This window comes from Cupriavidus sp. F041 (assembly GCF_057814235.1).
The window spans coordinates 749589-765177 of sequence record NZ_JBVASY010000002.1 but is presented as its reverse complement, the minus strand read 5'-3'; the positions used below and the strand labels follow the sequence as shown (position 1 = coordinate 765177).

At 66.9% G+C, this 15589-nt stretch carries 16 protein-coding genes; 9 read left to right on the top strand and 7 right to left on the bottom strand.

Annotated features, from left to right (window positions below):
• Window position 1 precedes the first annotated feature (1 nt).
• From ACZY0R_RS20605 to ACZY0R_RS20595, 3 genes are all read right to left on the bottom strand, one after another.
• A complete protein-coding gene (locus ACZY0R_RS20605) occupies window positions 2–649 on the bottom strand; it encodes an ABC transporter permease (RefSeq protein WP_006162433.1) in 648 nt (215 codons plus the stop codon).
• 10 nt (window positions 650–659) lie between these two features.
• Window positions 660–1544 (bottom strand): glycine betaine ABC transporter substrate-binding protein, encoded by an 885-nt coding sequence (locus ACZY0R_RS20600; protein WP_488866075.1) that lies wholly within the window; start codon window positions 1542–1544, stop codon window positions 660–662.
• 89 nt (window positions 1545–1633) lie between these two features.
• Window positions 1634–2350, bottom strand: a complete 717-nt coding sequence (locus tag ACZY0R_RS20595; RefSeq protein ID WP_488860803.1) for an ABC transporter permease — start codon at window positions 2348–2350, stop codon at window positions 1634–1636.
• A 682-nt stretch (window positions 2351–3032) separates the two neighbouring features.
• Here ACZY0R_RS20595 and ACZY0R_RS20590 point away from each other — a divergent pair.
• The 6 genes from ACZY0R_RS20590 to ACZY0R_RS20565 all read left to right on the top strand — a co-directional run bounded on the left by ACZY0R_RS20590 (window position 3033) and on the right by ACZY0R_RS20565 (window position 9795).
• Entirely contained in the window at window positions 3033–3962 is a 930-nt protein-coding gene (locus ACZY0R_RS20590; RefSeq protein WP_488860801.1) for a pirin family protein, read from the top strand.
• A gap of 420 nt (window positions 3963–4382) precedes the next feature.
• Window positions 4383–5957 carry an ABC transporter ATP-binding protein gene (locus ACZY0R_RS20585; RefSeq protein ID WP_488860799.1) on the top strand — a complete coding sequence of 525 codons (1575 nt, stop codon included), beginning with the start codon at window positions 4383–4385 and terminating at the stop codon, window positions 5955–5957.
• Window positions 5950–7050 carry an ABC transporter permease gene (locus tag ACZY0R_RS20580; protein ID WP_035859439.1) on the top strand — a complete coding sequence of 367 codons (1101 nt, stop codon included), beginning with the start codon at window positions 5950–5952 and terminating at the stop codon, window positions 7048–7050. Before ACZY0R_RS20585 ends, ACZY0R_RS20580 begins: the two co-directional genes overlap by 8 nt.
• A gap of 16 nt (window positions 7051–7066) precedes the next feature.
• Complete coding sequence (locus ACZY0R_RS20575; RefSeq protein ID WP_045238644.1) at window positions 7067–7987, top strand: ABC transporter permease; 921 nt, start codon at window positions 7067–7069, stop codon at window positions 7985–7987.
• Between the two features lie 156 nt (window positions 7988–8143).
• Window positions 8144–9289: a BMP family ABC transporter substrate-binding protein gene (locus tag ACZY0R_RS20570; protein WP_488860796.1), complete on the top strand. Its 1146-nt coding sequence runs from the start codon at window positions 8144–8146 to the stop codon at window positions 9287–9289.
• A 212-nt stretch (window positions 9290–9501) separates the two neighbouring features.
• Window positions 9502–9795: a YkvA family protein gene (locus tag ACZY0R_RS20565; protein ID WP_045238646.1), complete on the top strand. Its 294-nt coding sequence runs from the start codon at window positions 9502–9504 to the stop codon at window positions 9793–9795.
• A 10-nt stretch (window positions 9796–9805) separates the two neighbouring features.
• On the opposite strand, the gene ACZY0R_RS20560 is transcribed toward ACZY0R_RS20565, so the two are convergent.
• The 4 genes from ACZY0R_RS20560 to ACZY0R_RS20545 form a co-directional block, all read right to left on the bottom strand.
• Window positions 9806–10780: a quinone oxidoreductase family protein gene (locus ACZY0R_RS20560; RefSeq protein WP_488860794.1), complete on the bottom strand. Its 975-nt coding sequence runs from the start codon at window positions 10778–10780 to the stop codon at window positions 9806–9808.
• A gap of 87 nt (window positions 10781–10867) precedes the next feature.
• On the bottom strand, window positions 10868–11269 hold the full coding sequence (locus ACZY0R_RS20555) for a methylglyoxal synthase (RefSeq protein ID WP_488860792.1): 402 nt from the start codon (window positions 11267–11269) through the stop codon (window positions 10868–10870).
• A 100-nt stretch (window positions 11270–11369) separates the two neighbouring features.
• Complete coding sequence (locus tag ACZY0R_RS20550; protein WP_488860790.1) at window positions 11370–12158, bottom strand: SDR family oxidoreductase; 789 nt, start codon at window positions 12156–12158, stop codon at window positions 11370–11372.
• Window position 12159: 1 nt separating this feature from the next.
• Entirely contained in the window at window positions 12160–13137 is a 978-nt protein-coding gene (locus tag ACZY0R_RS20545) for a DMT family transporter (RefSeq protein WP_488866074.1), read from the bottom strand.
• Between the two features lie 428 nt (window positions 13138–13565).
• On the opposite strand from ACZY0R_RS20545, the gene ACZY0R_RS20540 reads away from it, so the two are divergent.
• The 3 genes from ACZY0R_RS20540 to ACZY0R_RS20530 all read left to right on the top strand — a co-directional run bounded on the left by ACZY0R_RS20540 (window position 13566) and on the right by ACZY0R_RS20530 (window position 15577).
• A complete protein-coding gene (locus tag ACZY0R_RS20540; RefSeq protein ID WP_488866072.1) occupies window positions 13566–14528 on the top strand; it encodes a Bug family tripartite tricarboxylate transporter substrate binding protein in 963 nt (320 codons plus the stop codon).
• 112 nt (window positions 14529–14640) lie between these two features.
• Entirely contained in the window at window positions 14641–15291 is a 651-nt protein-coding gene (upp, locus tag ACZY0R_RS20535) for a uracil phosphoribosyltransferase (protein ID WP_045238650.1), read from the top strand.
• A 139-nt stretch (window positions 15292–15430) separates the two neighbouring features.
• Entirely contained in the window at window positions 15431–15577 is a 147-nt protein-coding gene (locus ACZY0R_RS20530) for a DUF3149 domain-containing protein (RefSeq protein WP_082094918.1), read from the top strand.
• The last annotated feature ends 12 nt before the right edge of the window (window positions 15578–15589 follow it).

The window sequence follows — 15589 nt, the reverse complement described above, 5'->3', positions numbered from 1 at the left end:
TTCAGCGAATTCCTTTCGGTGTCAGCGCCCGCTGCAACCACTGCAGGCAGGCATCGGCCACGATGGCGAGCACGCTGACCAGCACCGCGCCGATCGCCAGCTTGCTCATGTTGCTCTGGCTGATCGCTTGCAGGATCAGCACCCCAAGGCCGCCCGCGCCGATGATGGCGGCGATGGTGGCCACGCCGATATTCATCACCACGGCGGTACGCACGCCGCCAAGGATGACGGGCACGGCCAGCGGCAGGTCCACCAGCCGCATGCGCTGCCAGGTGGTCATGCCGATGCCGCGGCCGGCTTCCTGGATGCCGTCGTCGACGTTGGCAAGCGCCACGCAGGTATTGCGCATGATCGGCAGCAGCGAATAGAGAAACACCGCGGTCACCGCCGGCACATAGCCGAGCGCGTGCCCGAAGCGGGCGAAGATCGGGATCATCAGGCCGAACAGCGCGATCGACGGCAGGGTCAGCACGATGGTGGCCAGCGTCAGCAGTGGCGTGGCGAGGAAGCGGAAGCGCGCGCACAGGATGCCCAGCGGCACGCCCACCACGATAGCCAGCCCCACCGCGGAGCCCACCAGCGCCAGATGCTGTCCGGTGAGCTTGAGCAGCGTTGGCCAGCTATGTTGAAGGTAAGTCAGCAAGTCCATGCGACCCTCCTCAGATCAGGCCGTGGCCGCGCAGGAATTCCTGCGCCACCTTGTCGACCGGCTGCTGGCCGATATCGACCTTGTAGTTCATCTCGGTCATGGCCTCGTTGTCGAGCTTGGCCGACAGCGCATTGAGCAGGCCCGCGAGCTCGGGATGCTTGTCCAGCGTCGCCTTGCGCACGACGGGCACGGCGTTGTATGCGGGGAAGAAGTGCTGGTCGTCCTCCAGCAGCACGAGGTCGAAGCCCTTGACGCGGCCATCGGTGGTGTAGACCAGGCCGAGCTCCACCTGATCGTTCTTCAGCGCCGTATAGACCAGGCCGGGATCGAGCTGGATCACGTCGCGCCGCGAGAACGGCAGCTTGTAGAGCGTCTTGAGCGGCTCCAGGCCGTCGGGGCGCGCGGCGAATTCCATGTCGACCGCGAACGGATGCGCGGTGCCTTCCGCGGCCGCCTGCATCTTCCCGGCGAAGGCCGACAGCGTGGTCACGCCGGCGGCTTCGGCGCGCTTGCGCGGCATCGCCAGCGCATAGGTGTTGTTGATGCCCGAGGCGTCGAGCCACATCAGGCCGCGCGCGGCGTCCAGCGTCCTGACGCGCTCGTAGCTCTCCCTGGCTTCGAGCTTTTCCTCGACCTTGTTGAACACGATCAGCGCCGTGCCGGTGTAATCCCACACCACGTCGAGCTGGCCGCTTTCCATGGCCTGGCGCATCAGCGTGCTGCCCAGGCCGGACGTCAGCTCGGTGGCAAGGCCTTTGGCCTGCAGGTACTGGGACGTCATCGACGACAGGATCAGCTGCTCGGTGAAATTCTTGCCGCCTACGCGAACGGGATCGGCGTGCGCCGGCAGCGCCAGGACTGCCAGTGCGGCGAGCACGGCGAGACTCGCCAGCATGCGTGCCTGGCCGCGGGCCGCGCTGCCCGCGCGGGCCAGCGCGCTTGTGATGAAATGCATCGGGTTCTCCTTCATGTTCGGTGCGCGCATCAGCGCGCCAGCCCGCGGCGGCGCAGGTAGCAGTAGCCGGCGGCGGCGAACAGGCCGTCGAGGGCAAGCGCCAGCAGCGCGGTGGCCGCGGCGCCCAGCAGCAGCAAAGGCTGGTTGTTCAGGTAGATGCCGGGAAAGATCAGTTCGCCCAGGCTGTTGGCCCCGATCAGGAAGGACAGCGGCACCGTCCCGACATTGATCACCAGGCTGATACGCACGCCCGCCAGGATCACCGGCAGCGCATTGGGCAATTCGACCCGGAACAGGCGCTGCATCGCGGTCATGCCAAGGCCACGCGCGGCCTCGGTCAACGCCGGCGATACGCCGCGCAGACCCTCGCAAGTATTGCGCACGATCGGCAGCAGCGAGGCCAGCCAGAGCGCCAGGATGGCGGGCCGCTCGCCAATGCCGAGCACAGCCAGGGCAAGCGCCAGCACCGCCAGCGACGGCACGGTGTTGCCGATATTGAAGACTTGCATCAGGCGATCGGCCCAGCGGCGCATGCAGGACCGGCTCAGGCCGATGCCAGCCGGAATGCCGGTGGCCAGGGCCAGCGCCATCGACCACGCCACCAGGCGCAGGTGGTCGGCCACGTCGTACCAAAGGCGGTCCTGGTACTGCCGGATAACGTCGACGCCGATCCACGCGACCAGACCGGCCAGCGCGGCGAGCGCGAGACATCCCCAGGCCAGTGCCTGCTTGGATTGCTTGGACATATTCCCCTCTCTCCGCATGCCGCATGCGGGCATGAAAAGCCACACCCGGATTGACGGACGAACAAATGGGCACGGGCGGGTGCAATGGAGGCCGCCGGCCCTGACTAGATTGCCTTGCCCGCCATGACCGGCAGATGAACCGGTGGACGGGCGCCGGGTTCCACGCGCTGAGGGGGGAAACCCAATTGACGGGACGCCATGCCGGTGAAGGCTGGGATCCCTGGAGCGGCGCAACCCGCTGCAAGGTGCAGAAACGGGAGGCCAGTGGCAGCGCAAATTTGGTGGTTCCGACGCGCCGCCGGATCAATCGGCCGGTGCCGCACACGGGAGGCTTGGGCGGGCCGCAAGGTGGTTGAGACGCTTGCCAGGGCCCTGCCAGCCCGACATGATTACGCAACATCGGATGACAACGAGACGTCTATTATACACATTTACACCCATCTTGTCATCATCTCGTTTTCACACCGCTTTCCACCCGCGTTTACCAGCCTTCGTCTGATATCTCCGCGCCGCCCGCGCTGTTTCAAAATCGACCTCCCCATGGACCCTGATCGTGCCACCGGCAGAACAATCTGTTGTCCGGATGCCCTCTACCGGTTTTGGCCCAAACCCTTAAATTGGCAGGGTAGCCAACGGGGTCGGGCGCCATTGCCGCCGGCCCCGCCCCAACAGGAGATCCATCATGGAACAACGCACTACCGCCCCCATCGTCCCGGCCACCGCCGTGGAGACCGTGCAGCACTCGCGCGCGGTCGACCGCGTGGTGCGGGGCATCGCCACCTCGGATGGCGCCGGCGTCAAACTCACGCGCGTGCTCACGCAGAACCTGCAGCGCCGGCTGGACCCGTTCCTGATGTTGGACGCCTTCGGCACCGATAGCCGCGATGACTACATCGGCGGCTTCCCCGATCACCCGCACCGCGGCTTCGAAACCATCACCTATATGCTGGCCGGCCGCATGCGCCATCGCGACAGCGCCGGCAACGAGGGCCTGCTGGAAAACGGCGGTGCCCAGTGGATGGTGGCCGGCGCCGGCGTGGTGCATTCGGAGATGCCCGAGCAGGAGGACGGCCGCATGGAAGGCTTCCAGTTGTGGCTGAACCTGCCCGCCGCGGACAAGATGACGGCGCCGTGGTACCGCGACCTGCCGGCCGCCGCCGTGCCCACCGTGGCACTGCCGGATGGCGCCACGGTACGCGTGCTGGCAGGGGCCTCGCACGGCGTGGCAGGTGTGGTGACGCGTCCGGTCACGGAGCCGCTTTACCTGGACGTGACGCTGCCCGCCGGGCAGAGCTTCTCCCAGGTGCTGCCGGCCGGGCATAACGCCTTCCTGTATGTCTACCGCGGCGAGATCGCGGTCGGCACGGGAGACAACGCGGCCGTGCTGGAAGCGCAGCGCATGGGCGTGCTGGACAACGCGGCAGGCGGGGACGGCGTGACGGTCAGCGCCAGCGCCGATGCGCGCTTCCTGCTGATCGCGGGCCGGCCGCTGGGCGAGCCGATCGTGCAATATGGGCCGTTCGTGATGAACACCCAGGAGCAGATCTACCAGACGCTGGCGGATTTCCGCGAAGGCCGCTTCAACCAGATCGCGGTCGGCAACGGCGCCTGACGCGCCAGTTACCGCCGGGGAGGCCCATGGTGCCGCCCCCGGCGGGCCATGCGCCGGAGCGCCCTGCTCCGGCCGCTGCTCCCCTCCCCGCTTCCCTCGTCTTCCCCCCAGTCTCCCCCCGGTTGCGCCGCTTGCGCGCCATGTTGCCCACCTTCCGCCCCAGCGGCGGCGGCCCGCCTGCGCCATGTGCCCGGCATGCGACTTGCAACCTGCCTGTATCCATTGCGGGGCCGAGAAAACTGTCCTGGACAGGCCGTCCGAACCCTGCACACTTATATAATCCACGGTTAATAAACGGCATCACCGGCCAATGATGGTTGCTGCAATGCGTAACGGCGATCCTGCCCCACGCACTGCAGGAGGTGCTGCCCGATACGAACATTGATCCACGTTGCTGCCATAACAACTCGAGCCGCCTCAGTGACCTTAAGTACAACCCCAAGGCTGGCGCTTGCCCATATCAGCAAGCGCTACCCCGGTGTGACCGCCAACGACGATGTGTCCCTCGTCGTCGCCCCCGGCGAAATCCACGCCGTGCTCGGCGAGAACGGCGCCGGCAAGTCCACCCTGATGAAGATCATCTTTGGCGCGGTCAAACCCGATGCCGGCGATATGCACTTCAACGGTGCCCCCGCCGCCATCCACAATCCGCACGATGCCCGCAACCTGGGCATCGCCATGGTGTTCCAGCACTTCTCGCTGTTCGATACGCTGACCGTCACCGAGAACATCGCGCTCGGCCTGCCCAGGGCAAGCAAGGGCGCCGGCGCCACCAACATGAAACAGTTGGCCGAGCAGATCCGCGAGACGGCCGAGCGTTACGGCCTGCCGCTGGAGCCCAACCGCCATGTGCACACCTTGTCGGTGGGCGAGCGCCAGCGCGTGGAGATCGTGCGCGCGCTGCTGGCGAAACCGCAGCTGCTGATCCTGGACGAGCCCACTTCCGTGCTGACGCCGCAGGCGGTGCAGACGCTGTTCGTCACGCTGCGCCAGCTCGCCGCGGAAGGCACCAGCATCCTCTACATCAGCCACAAGCTCGACGAGATCCGCGATCTTTGCCATAGCGCCACGGTGATGCGCATGGGCCGTGTCACCGGCGTGTGCGATCCGCGCCAGGAGAGCGCGGCTTCGCTGTCGCGCCTGATGATCGGCGGCGAGCCGCCGCGCGAAGCGCGCGTGCAGACCGAACCCGGCGCGTGCCGGCTGGCGGTGCGCGAACTGTCCCTGCCGCGCGCGCATGCCTTCGCCACGGAGCTGTCCGGCATCTCGCTGGATCTGCATGCCGGCGAAATCGTCGGCATCGCCGGTGTGTCCGGCAACGGCCAGCAGGAATTGCTGGCCGCGCTGTCGGGCGAGGACGGCCGCGCAGAACGCAACGCCATTGCGCTGGACGGCAAGCCGGTGGGCAAGCTGGACGCTCGCCAGCGCCGCCGCGCCGGCCTGGCCTTCGTGCCGGAAGAGCGCCTGGGCCGCGGCGCCGTCCCGGGCATGAGCCTGGCGGCCAATATCCTGCTTTCGCACCAGTCCGCGCCCTATGTGCTGCGCGGCATGATTTCGCCCAGGGCGGCGGCCGGGCTGGCGCAAGCCGTGATCGGCCGCTTCCGCGTCAAGGCAAGCGGGCCGGACGCGCTGGCCAAGAGCCTGTCGGGCGGCAACCTGCAGAAATTCATCGTCGGCCGCGAGATAGAGAGCGGCCCCAAGGTGTTGATCGTGGCCCAGCCGACCTGGGGCGTGGACGTTGGCGCCGCCGCGCAGATCCACAACGAGTTGCTGGCGCTCAAGGCCACCGGCTGCGCCTTGCTGGTGGTGTCCGAGGAACTGGACGAACTGTTCGCCATCTGCGATCGCCTGCACGTGATCGCCAAGGGCCGGCTGTCTCCGTCGATCCCCACCCAGGACGCCACGCGCGAACAGGTCGGGCTGTGGATGAGCGGCTTGTGGGAAGGCGGGCCAGGCGGCCGTCGCGAACAACAGGAGGCCGCGCTCCATGGCTGATTTCCTGTTTCGCTCGCCCGTGTCGCTGGCGCCACGCGGGCTGCCCTCGCGGCGCATGGCCTACGCTTCCCCGTTCATTGCGCTGGCCCTGACGCTGGCCTTCGGTGCCCTGCTCTTCCTGCTGCTCGGCAAGGATCCGGTGGCCGCGCTCAAGGTCTTCCTGGTCGATCCGCTCAAGGACCGCCGCGCCATCGGCGAGGTGCTGCTCAAGACCGTACCGCTGGTGCTGTGCGCGCTCGGCCTTTCCGTGTGCTACCGCGCCAATATCTGGAATATCGGCGCCGACGGCCAGCTGATCCTCGGCGGTATCTTCGCCGGCGCCACGGTGCTGTACTTCGACGTGCCCGGCAATGGCGTCAACGGCACCGTGGTGCTGGTGCTGGCATCGCTGGCCGGCGTAGTCGGCGGCATGTTCTGGGCGTCGATCACCGCGGCGCTCAAGGACAAGTTCAACGCCAACGAGATCCTGGTGTCGCTGATGCTGACCTATATCGCGCAGCAGCTGATGCTGTACGTGGTCAATGGTCCGCTGAAGGATCCCAACGGCATGAACTTCCCGCAGTCCAAGGTGTTCTCCAGCGAATTCCTGCTGCCGAACCTGCTGTCGGGCTCGCGCCTGCACGCGGGCTTTGCGGTGATGCTGGTGCTGGTGGTGGTGATGACCGTCTTCATCTTCCGCAGCTTCGCGGGCTACCGGCTGCAGGTGGGCGGCACCGCGCCGGCGGCGGCGCGCTATGCGGGCTTCTCGGCACGCCGCTCGCTGTGGAGCGCGCTGATGATCTCGGGCGGCACCGCCGGCCTGGCGGGCGCCTTCGAAGTGACCGGCCCGATCGGGCAGTTGCTGCCGTCGATCTCGCCCGGCTATGGCTTCACCGCGATCATCGTGGCCTTCGTCGGCCGCCTGCATCCGGTGGGCACCGTGTTCGGGGGCATCGTCATGTCGCTGTTCTATATCGGCGGCGAAATGGCCCAGTCCCGGCTGGGCCTGCCTTCGGCGATCGGCTCGGTGTTCCAGGGCATGCTGCTGTTCTTCCTGCTGGCCAGCGATACGCTGATCGACAACCGCCTGCGCTGGCGCGCCAAGGCCGCCTGAGCGGAGCCCACACGATATGGAACAATTCGCCCCTCTTATCGCCACGGCGATCAACGCCGGCACGCCCCTGCTGCTGGCCGCGCTCGGCCTGCTGATCAACGAACGCTCCGGCGTGCTCAACCTGGGGGCCGAAGGCATGATGCTAGTGGCCGCCGCATTTGGCTTCATGGTCGGCTACCAGACGCAGTCGCCGATGCTCGGCTTTGCCGCCGGCGCGCTCGCCGGCATGCTGATGGCCACGCTGTTCTCGTGGCTGGCGCTGGTGCTGGCCACCAACCAGGTGGCCACCGGCCTGGCGCTGTCGATCTTCGGCACCGGGCTGTCGGCCTTCATGGGCCAGCGCTTCGTCGGTTTCGCCATGCCGTCGCAGGCCAGGTCGATTCCTTTCCTGGCTGATATCCCGTTCTTCGGGCCGGCTTTCTTCCAGCAGCACTGGATGGTGTATTTCAGCCTATTCCTGTGCGGCGCCATCATGTGGTTCCTGTTCCGCACGCGCGCCGGGCTGACCCTGCGCGCGATCGGCGAGTCGCCGGAATCAGCACACGCACTGGGCTATCCCGTGCGGCTGATCCGCTTTGGCGCGCTGCTGTTCGGCGGTGCCTGCTGCGGGCTGGCCGGGGCCTACCTGTCGCTGGTGTACACGCCGATGTGGGTGGAGAACCTGGTGGCGGGACGCGGCTGGATCGCGCTGGCGCTGACCACCTTCGCCACCTGGCGGCCCGGCCGCGTTTGGGCCGGGGCCTGGTTGTTCGGCGGCGTCACCATCCTGCAGTTCTACCTGCAAGGGATCGGTGTGTCGATGCCGTCGCAGATCCTGTCGATGCTGCCCTATGCGGCCACCATCGTCGTGCTGGCGCTGATCTCGCGCAATCCGGCGTGGATCCGCCTGAACATGCCAGCCTCGCTGGGCAAACCCTTCCGCCCGGGTGTTGCCTGACCGTTTCGATTGCGGCCCGGCGCCTTGCCGGGCCGCGTCGCCTTGCCCGATTTTCAGAAGTCCGCCAGAGACCTCACGCTGAAAACCCCCGTTACCAGAGCCACAGTTGCAACCTTAGTCAAAGAATCAGTACCCAGGTCATTACAAGGAGAAATCATGATCGTCACGCGCAGGAAAACCCTCGCCGCACTGGCCGCCACCGCCGTGCTGGCCCTCGCGGGCTGCGGCAAGAAGGAAGCGGAAAAGCCGGCGGAAAGCGCCGCCCCGGCTTCCGCCCCCGCCGCCGAGCAGAAGGCCGAACCGCTGAAGGTTGCCTTCGTCTATATCGGCCCGGTTGGCGACGCGGGCTGGACCTACGCCCATGACGCCGGACGCAAGGCCGTGGAAGAAAAGTACGGCGACAAGGTAAAGACCACCTTCGTCGAGAACGTGCCTGAATCCGCCGCCGATGCCGAACGCGTGTTCCGCGACCTCGCCGCGCAAGGCAACAAGCTCATCTTCGGCACGACCTTCGGCTACATGGAATCGATGCTCAAGGTGGCCAAGGAATTCCCGGACGTGAAGTTCGAGCACGCGACCGGCTTCAAGACCGCAGACAACCTGGCGCAGTACGACGTACGCACCTATGAAGGCGCTTACCTGGCTGGCGTGGTCGCCGGCAAGATGAGCAAGACCGGCAAGATGGGCGTGGTGGCATCGGTGCCCATCCCCGAGGTGATCCGCAATATCGACTCGTTCACCCTGGGCGCGCGCAGCGTGAATCCCAAGGCGACCGTCAAGGTGGTGTGGGTGAACAAGTGGTTCGATCCGGGCAAGGAGCGCGAAGCCGCCACCACGCTGATCGGCCAGGGCGTGGACATGCTGATGCAGAACACCGACTCCGCCGCCGTGGTGCAGACCGCGCAGGAAAAGGGCGTGTACGCCTTCGGCTGGGACAGCGACATGAGCAAGTTCGGCGAGAAGGCCCACCTGGCCGCCTCGGTGATTTCGTGGGGCGTCTACTACAACAAGGTGGTGGGCGACGTACTGGCCAACCAGTGGAAAAACAGCACCACGTGGTGGGGCCTGAAGGAAGGCATGATTGACCTGAAGGGCTTCAACGCCGTGGTGCCGGATGACGTCAAGGCACTGGTGGAAGAGCGCAAGAAGGGCGTGGCCGACGGTTCCGCGCCGATCTGGAAGGGTCCGCTCAAGGACAACACCGGCAAGGAGCAACTGGCCAAGGACCAGGTCGCCGACGATGGCTTCCTGCATGGCATCAAGTTCTACGTCGAAGGCGTGGAAGGCAAGATCCCGGGCTGAACGTAAGCACCGGTTCAAACTGTACTGGCATCCCGCACCCGCGGGAATGCCGGCACGGCGGCGGGTCGCCTGCCAGGCCCCGCCGCTCCTCCCCGAAGTCCTCCCCTGCCCGGACTCCCCCTACGGAACTTGAAGCCCCGTGGATTGGCCCAAGCTATCTGCGAGTGGCCCAACCTGGCCACGTCGCAAGTGAAAAGTGAGGGAGGCTTCTCATGTGGAAACGATTTTCAGCACTGTGGACGCTGCTGAGGCGCGACGGCCGCCTGCTGTGGTTCGCGCTGCGCCATCCCGACGCGCCGCCCTGGCTGCGGCCGGCTACGTTCGGCCTGGTGCTCTACGCCATTTCGCCCATCGACCTGATTCCCGACTTTATCCTCGGCCTAGGCATCGTGGACGACGTGGTGCTGATTCCGCTGGCGGTGCACTTCATGCTCAAGCGCCTGCCGCCGCATGTGCTGCGGCAGGCCGAGGCGCGCGCCGGCGCCACTACGGTGCGCGCCCGCTAGCGCGCGCCGCTCAGGGCAGCAGGATCGTGGTGCCGGTGGTCTTGCGGCCTTCGAGATCGCGATGCGCCTGTGCCACATCCGCCAGCGCATAGCGCTGGCGCACCTCGATCCGGACCCGGCCGCTGGTCACCATTTCGAACAGTTCGGCCGCCATCGGCTCGAGCAGTTCGCGGTGCACCACATAAGTCATCAGCGTCGGCCGCGTGACGCGCAGCGAGCCTTTGTTGCCCAGCACCGAGAGATCGAACGGCGGCACCGGACCCGACGCATTGCCGAACACCACCAGGGTGCCGCGCGGCTTCAGGCAATCCAGCGAGCCATTGAAGGTATCCTTGCCGACTGAATCGTAGACCGCCGCGACGCCCTTGCCGCCGGTGATTTCCCTGACCCTGTCCACGAACGATTCGCGGGTATAGACGATGGTGTGGTCGCAGCCATGCGCGCGCGCCAGCGCGGCTTTTTCGTCACTGCCGGCGGTGCCGATCACCGTGGCGCCCAGTGCCTTGAGCCACTGGCTGGCGATCAGGCCAACCCCGCCCGCGGCGGCGTGCAGCAGCACCGTATCGCCCGGCTGCACCCGGTAGCTGTCGCGCACCAGGTATTGCGTGGTCAGGCCCTGCAGCATCATCGCCGCGCCCTGCTCGAACGAGATGGCATCGGGCAGGCGCACCACGATATCGGCCGGCATCACCCGTACCTGGGCATACGCACCCGTGGGACGGCCGGCATAGGCGACACGGTCGCCCACGCTGAGGTGCCGCACGCCATCGCCCACGGCTTCCACCACGCCGGCGCCTTCCATGCCGAGGCCGCCCGGCAGCGGCTGCTTGTACAGCCCCGTGCGGAAATAAACGTCGATGTAGTTGAGGCCGACCGCCTCGTGCCGCACGCGAACCTCGCCGGGGCCGGGATTCCCGACCTCGACGTCGACCCACTGCATCACCTCGGGGCCGCCGGTCTCGAAAATGCGGATGGCCTTGCTCATGTCTCGCTCCTGTTCCTGTTGATGCTTGTCGATGCTTGTCGATGCGCGTCGGCAAGCGATGTCCATGCGCGGTCCGCGCGGAAACGATCAGGCCGGCTTGCCCGGCTCCGGGTATATACGCCGCAGCTCCGCAATCAACAGCTCGGCGGTCGCCACGTTGGTGGCGCAAGGCACGTTGTGCACGTCGCAGGCGCGCACCAGTGCATTGATATCGGGTTCATGCGGCTGCGACGTCATGGGATCGCGCAGGAAGATCACCACGCCGACGCGGCCCTCGGCCAGTTGCGCGCCGATCTGCAGGTCGCCGCCCCAGGGTCCGGACAGCAGGCGCGTCACCGTGAGGCCGATTTCGTCGCTCAGGCGGCCGCCCGTGGTGCCGGTTGCCAGCAGTTCACAGCGCGCCAGGAAATCGCGATGGCGGCCGGCAAAGGCCACGATGTCATCTTTCTTGTGGTCGTGCGCGATCAGCGCGATACGGGGGAGAGTCATCGGCGTCATCCTGGCCAGTCAGCAAAGGCCGGGCCGGTGCGGCCCGGCGGGAAACACGCCGGGCGGCGGCACTGCCACCGCCCGGAGGGGGGGCAGGCGCTCAGAACGTGCCGGGGTAAGCGCCGCCGTCGAGCAGGATGTTCTGCCCGGTCATGTAGGCCGCATAGCGGCTGCACAGGAAGGCACAGGTGGCGCCGAACTCGGCCGGTTCGCCGAAGCGGCGGCTCGGGTTCTGCGCGGCGCGGCGCTGCGCGACTTCCTCGACGGACAGGCCGGCCTGCTTGGCGCCGCCTTCCATGGTCTTGTAGAGGCGGTCGGTATTGAACGGGCCGGGCAGCAGGTTGTTGACGGTCACGCCATGCTGCGCCACTTCGCGCGCCAGCCCGGCGACGAAGCCGGTCAGGCCGGAGCGTGCGCCGTTGGACAGCCCGAGCACGTCGATCGGCGCCTTGACGGCACCGCTGGTGATATTGACGATGCGGCCCCATTTGCGCGCGATCATGCCGTCCACCGTGGCCTTGATCAGTTCGATCGGCGTCAGCATATTGGCATCGATCGCTGCCAGCCAGGTATCACGGTCCCAGTCGCGGAAGTTGCCCGGCGGCGGCCCGCCCGCGTTGTTGACGAGGATGTCCAGGTCGCCCAGCTTGGCGACGGCGTCCAGCGCCAGCTTGCGCCCCGCCGGGGTGGTGATGTCGGTGGCGACAGGCACCACGCGCCGGCCGTGGCGCGCGCGCAGGTCCGCCGCCGCCTTTTCCAGCGCCTCGGCGCCGCGCGCCACGATCACCACGTCCACGCCTTCGGCAGCCAGCGCATCGGCGCAGGCAAAACCGAGACCCTTGCTGGCGCCGCACACCAGCGCATGCTTGCCGCGCAATCCTAGATCCATCTCATCGACTCCTTGTGTCATCGAGGCGGCCACCCGCCTGCTTGTTATCTTGCGTGCCCTTCACTCCGCCGCGCCCCTTGGCTCCGGGGCGCGCCGACAGTAAATATATCCCGCCCATCACCAATGCGCTGCCGGCAAGCTGCACGCCGGTGATCGGCTCGCCCAGCAGCCAGAAGCCGAGAAACAAGGTGGACACCGGCCCGAGCATGCCCGCCTGCGACGCCATCGGCGCGCCAATGCGCGCCACCGCCACCATGGTCAGCGACACCGGAAGCACCGTGCAGAACACCGAGTTGACCAGCGACAGCCACATCACCGGCGCTGGCTGCAGCAGCGCCGCCAGCGGACGTCCCAGCACCAGGTATTGCACCACGCAGCAGGCGGTGGAAACGCACATCGCATAGGCCACGAGCCGCAGCGACCCGATACGCTGCACCAGTTCGCCCGAGGCAATCAGGTAAATGCCATAAGTGAGTGCGCTACCGAGCACCAGCGCGGCACCGAGCCACACGCCGCTGCCGCTCACGTCGAGATCATGCGCGAAAACCAGCACGATGCCTATATAGGCAAGCAGCAAGGACAGCCATTGCCGGGTGCTGATGCTGCGTTTGAACAGCACAGCGCTGGCCAGCAGCACGAAGGATGGCGTCAGGAACAGGATCAGCCGTTCCAGCCCGGCGGTGATGTACTGCAGCCCGAGGAAGTCGAGGAAGCTCGACAGGTAGTAGCCGATGATGCCAAGGAAGACGATGCGGCCGCGGTCGGCCCAGGACAGCGCCGGCAGCCGGCGCGACTGCCACCAGCCGATGGCCATGAACAGCGGCACGGCGAACAGCATGCGCAGGCTGATGACCATGACCGCGTCGACGTCGTAGCGGTACATCAGCTTGGCGACGATCGCCTTGCCGGAGAAGAGGATGGCGCCGACGGCGGCCACGGCAAGGCCGGCGCGCTGCGATGCCGGCTGGGCGGGAGACACGCTGCTGGTGCTGGAGAGCTGGGATGCGGACACGGGAAAGCCGGATGATAGAAGGGCCGCGCGCCGCCGGGGGCAAGGCGGACCGCTGAAGACGCGAGCCATTGTATTCGAAAAGAGTCAACTGCATCTGGCGCCCATTGTCCTGCGTGCGGCTGTTGGGCGATGTCACCTTCCTTGAGGAATCCGCCATGCAACGCACCCTCTGCTGTCTGGCTCCGGTTTCGACTGGATGGTGGCGACGCCGCCGCTGGCAGGCATCCTGAAACTGCCGTAAGCTCGCCGCTCGGCGCGTGCAACACGTGCCCAATAAGAAGAACCAGGAGCATTCACTCATGACGGCAGCAGCCCTTTCCCTAGTGCCCCCTCGCTTCGCCTTCCGCGGCAATCGTCGCGCGCCGAGGACCGGCCAGCATGGCGCCCATCCGCTGATGGCCGCCGTGGCCGCGGCGGCCGCGCTCGCGGCCGGTTGGCTGCCCGGCACCGCCAGCGCCGCGGATTTCCCCGCCAAGCCAATCCGCTTTATCGTGCCCTATGCCGCCGGCGGCACCACCGACCTGGTCGCGCGCACCGTCGGCCAGAAAGTAGCCGAGAAGCTCGGCCAGCCGGTGGTGGTGGAAAACCGCCCCGGAGCGGGCGGCAATATCGGCATGGAGGCGGTCGCCAAGGCCGTGCCGGACGGCTACACCATCGGTTTCGGCGCGATCTCGACCAATGCGCTCAACCCGCATATCTACAAGCACGTGCCATTCGATCCGCGCAAGGACTTCACCGCGGTGAGCCTGCTCGGCACCTCGACCATCGTGCTGGAAGTCAGCAACAGCCTGCCGGTGAAAACCGTGTCGGAATTGGTCAGCTATGCCAAGGCCCACCCCGGCCTGACCTACGCGACCGCGGGAACCGGCACGTCGATGCACCTGGCCGGCGCGATGTTCTCGCAGATGACGCAGGCGGGCCTGACCCATGTGCCATACAAAGGCAGCAGCCCGGCCATCAACGATATGCTGGGCGGCCACGTGCAGGTGATGTTCGACAACCTGCCCGCCTCGCTGCCGCACATCCAGGGCGGCAAGCTGCGCGCGCTGGCCGTGGCCGGCAAGAGCCGCTCGCCCGCCCTGCCGAATGTGCCGACGCTGGCCGAGGCCGGCCTGGCTGGGTACGCTGTCGAGCCGTGGTTCGGCGTGTACGGGCCCGCCGGCATGCCCGCGCCGGTGGTGCAGGCGCTCAATGCCGCCTTCGTCGAGGCGCTGGGCAATGCGGACGTCAAGGACAAGCTGGTCCAAGCGGGCTTCAACCCGAAGGGATCGAGCGCGGCGGAACTGCAGTCGCTGACACTGTCCGAGTACGAGAAATTCGGCAAGGTCGCCAAGAGCGCCAGCATCTCGGTGGATTGAGCGGCGGGCGCCGCTCGCTTCCGGCCGGGACACCGCCGGAGGCGCGCGGCTCCGCATCCATTACAATCCGGCTGCACCGGGCCATCGCGCCCACTCCAGCCGCCTACCCGCCATGAAGCAAGATCCGCGTTTCCCCAAGCTGTACATCCTCGATCACCCGCTGATCCAGCACAAGCTCTCCCATATGCGCGACAAGGACACGTCCACGCGCACATTCCGCGAACTGCTGCGGGAGATCACGCTGCTGATGGGCTATGAAATCACGCGCAACCTGCCGCTCACCACGCGCCACATCGAGACGCCGCTGGTCGAACTCGATGCACCCGTGATCGCCGGCAAGAAGCTCACCATCGTGCCAGTGCTGCGCGCCGGCGTGGGCATGAGCGACGGCCTGGTCGAGCTGATTCCTTCGGCGCGCATCGGCCATATCGGTGTCTACCGAGATGACCAGCACCGCCCTGTGGAATACCTGGTGCGCCTGCCCGACGTGGAAGACCGCAGCTTTATCCTGTGCGATCCGATGGTCGCCACCGGCTATTCCGCCGCGCACGCGGTCGACGTGCTGAAGCGCCGCGGCGTGGCGGACGATTCGATTACCTTCGTCGCGCTGGTGGCTGCGCCGGAAGGCGTGGAAGTGTTCCAGAAGGCACACCCAGGCGTGAAACTGTTCGTGGCTTCGCTGGACAGCCATCTGGATGAGCACGCCTACATCATTCCTGGCCTGGGCGACGCTGGCGACCGGCTGTTCGGGACCAAGAACTGAGCGTTCCCTTGAAAACGGCTCGAGCCGCGCGCTCTCTGCGCCCGGCTTGATCCGCCTCAACCCGCGCGGCGAGGGGTCTGCCTAGACTGGCGGCAACGGCACATGATCCGGTGTGCCGTGCCTGACCAGGGAGACCCAGATGGCAGCCTTGAAGATCCTGTTCACCACCAGCACCGGGCTGATGAGCCTCGGCGTCATTGGCTTCATCATTGGCATGGGGTGGTTCTTCACCCGGCTGTTCCTGCGCAAGATGCGGGAAGACGAGGCAGCGGCGCAACGCCGCTGAACCGGCCGCCGG

What these genes read in the sequence shown, in the direction of transcription:
- ACZY0R_RS20605 (WP_006162433.1), bottom strand. Translation starts at nt 649, where the DNA reads ATGGACTTGCTGACTTACCTTCAACATAGCTGGCCAACGCTGCTCAAG.
- ACZY0R_RS20600 (WP_488866075.1), bottom strand. Translation starts at nt 1,544, where the DNA reads ATGCTGGCGAGTCTCGCCGTGCTCGCCGCACTGGCAGTCCTGGCGCTG.
- ACZY0R_RS20595 (WP_488860803.1), bottom strand. Translation starts at nt 2,350, where the DNA reads ATGTCCAAGCAATCCAAGCAGGCACTGGCCTGGGGATGTCTCGCGCTC.
- ACZY0R_RS20590 (WP_488860801.1), top strand. Translation starts at nt 3,033, where the DNA reads ATGGAACAACGCACTACCGCCCCCATCGTCCCGGCCACCGCCGTGGAG.
- ACZY0R_RS20580 (WP_035859439.1), top strand. Translation starts at nt 5,950, where the DNA reads ATGGCTGATTTCCTGTTTCGCTCGCCCGTGTCGCTGGCGCCACGCGGG.
- ACZY0R_RS20575 (WP_045238644.1), top strand. Translation starts at nt 7,067, where the DNA reads ATGGAACAATTCGCCCCTCTTATCGCCACGGCGATCAACGCCGGCACG.
- ACZY0R_RS20570 (WP_488860796.1), top strand. Translation starts at nt 8,144, where the DNA reads ATGATCGTCACGCGCAGGAAAACCCTCGCCGCACTGGCCGCCACCGCC.
- ACZY0R_RS20565 (WP_045238646.1), top strand. Translation starts at nt 9,502, where the DNA reads ATGTGGAAACGATTTTCAGCACTGTGGACGCTGCTGAGGCGCGACGGC.
- ACZY0R_RS20560 (WP_488860794.1), bottom strand. Translation starts at nt 10,780, where the DNA reads ATGAGCAAGGCCATCCGCATTTTCGAGACCGGCGGCCCCGAGGTGATG.
- ACZY0R_RS20555 (WP_488860792.1), bottom strand. Translation starts at nt 11,269, where the DNA reads ATGACTCTCCCCCGTATCGCGCTGATCGCGCACGACCACAAGAAAGAT.
- ACZY0R_RS20550 (WP_488860790.1), bottom strand. Translation starts at nt 12,158, where the DNA reads ATGGATCTAGGATTGCGCGGCAAGCATGCGCTGGTGTGCGGCGCCAGC.
- ACZY0R_RS20540 (WP_488866072.1), top strand. Translation starts at nt 13,566, where the DNA reads ATGGCCGCCGTGGCCGCGGCGGCCGCGCTCGCGGCCGGTTGGCTGCCC.
- upp (WP_045238650.1), top strand. Translation starts at nt 14,641, where the DNA reads ATGAAGCAAGATCCGCGTTTCCCCAAGCTGTACATCCTCGATCACCCG.
- ACZY0R_RS20530 (WP_082094918.1), top strand. Translation starts at nt 15,431, where the DNA reads ATGGCAGCCTTGAAGATCCTGTTCACCACCAGCACCGGGCTGATGAGC.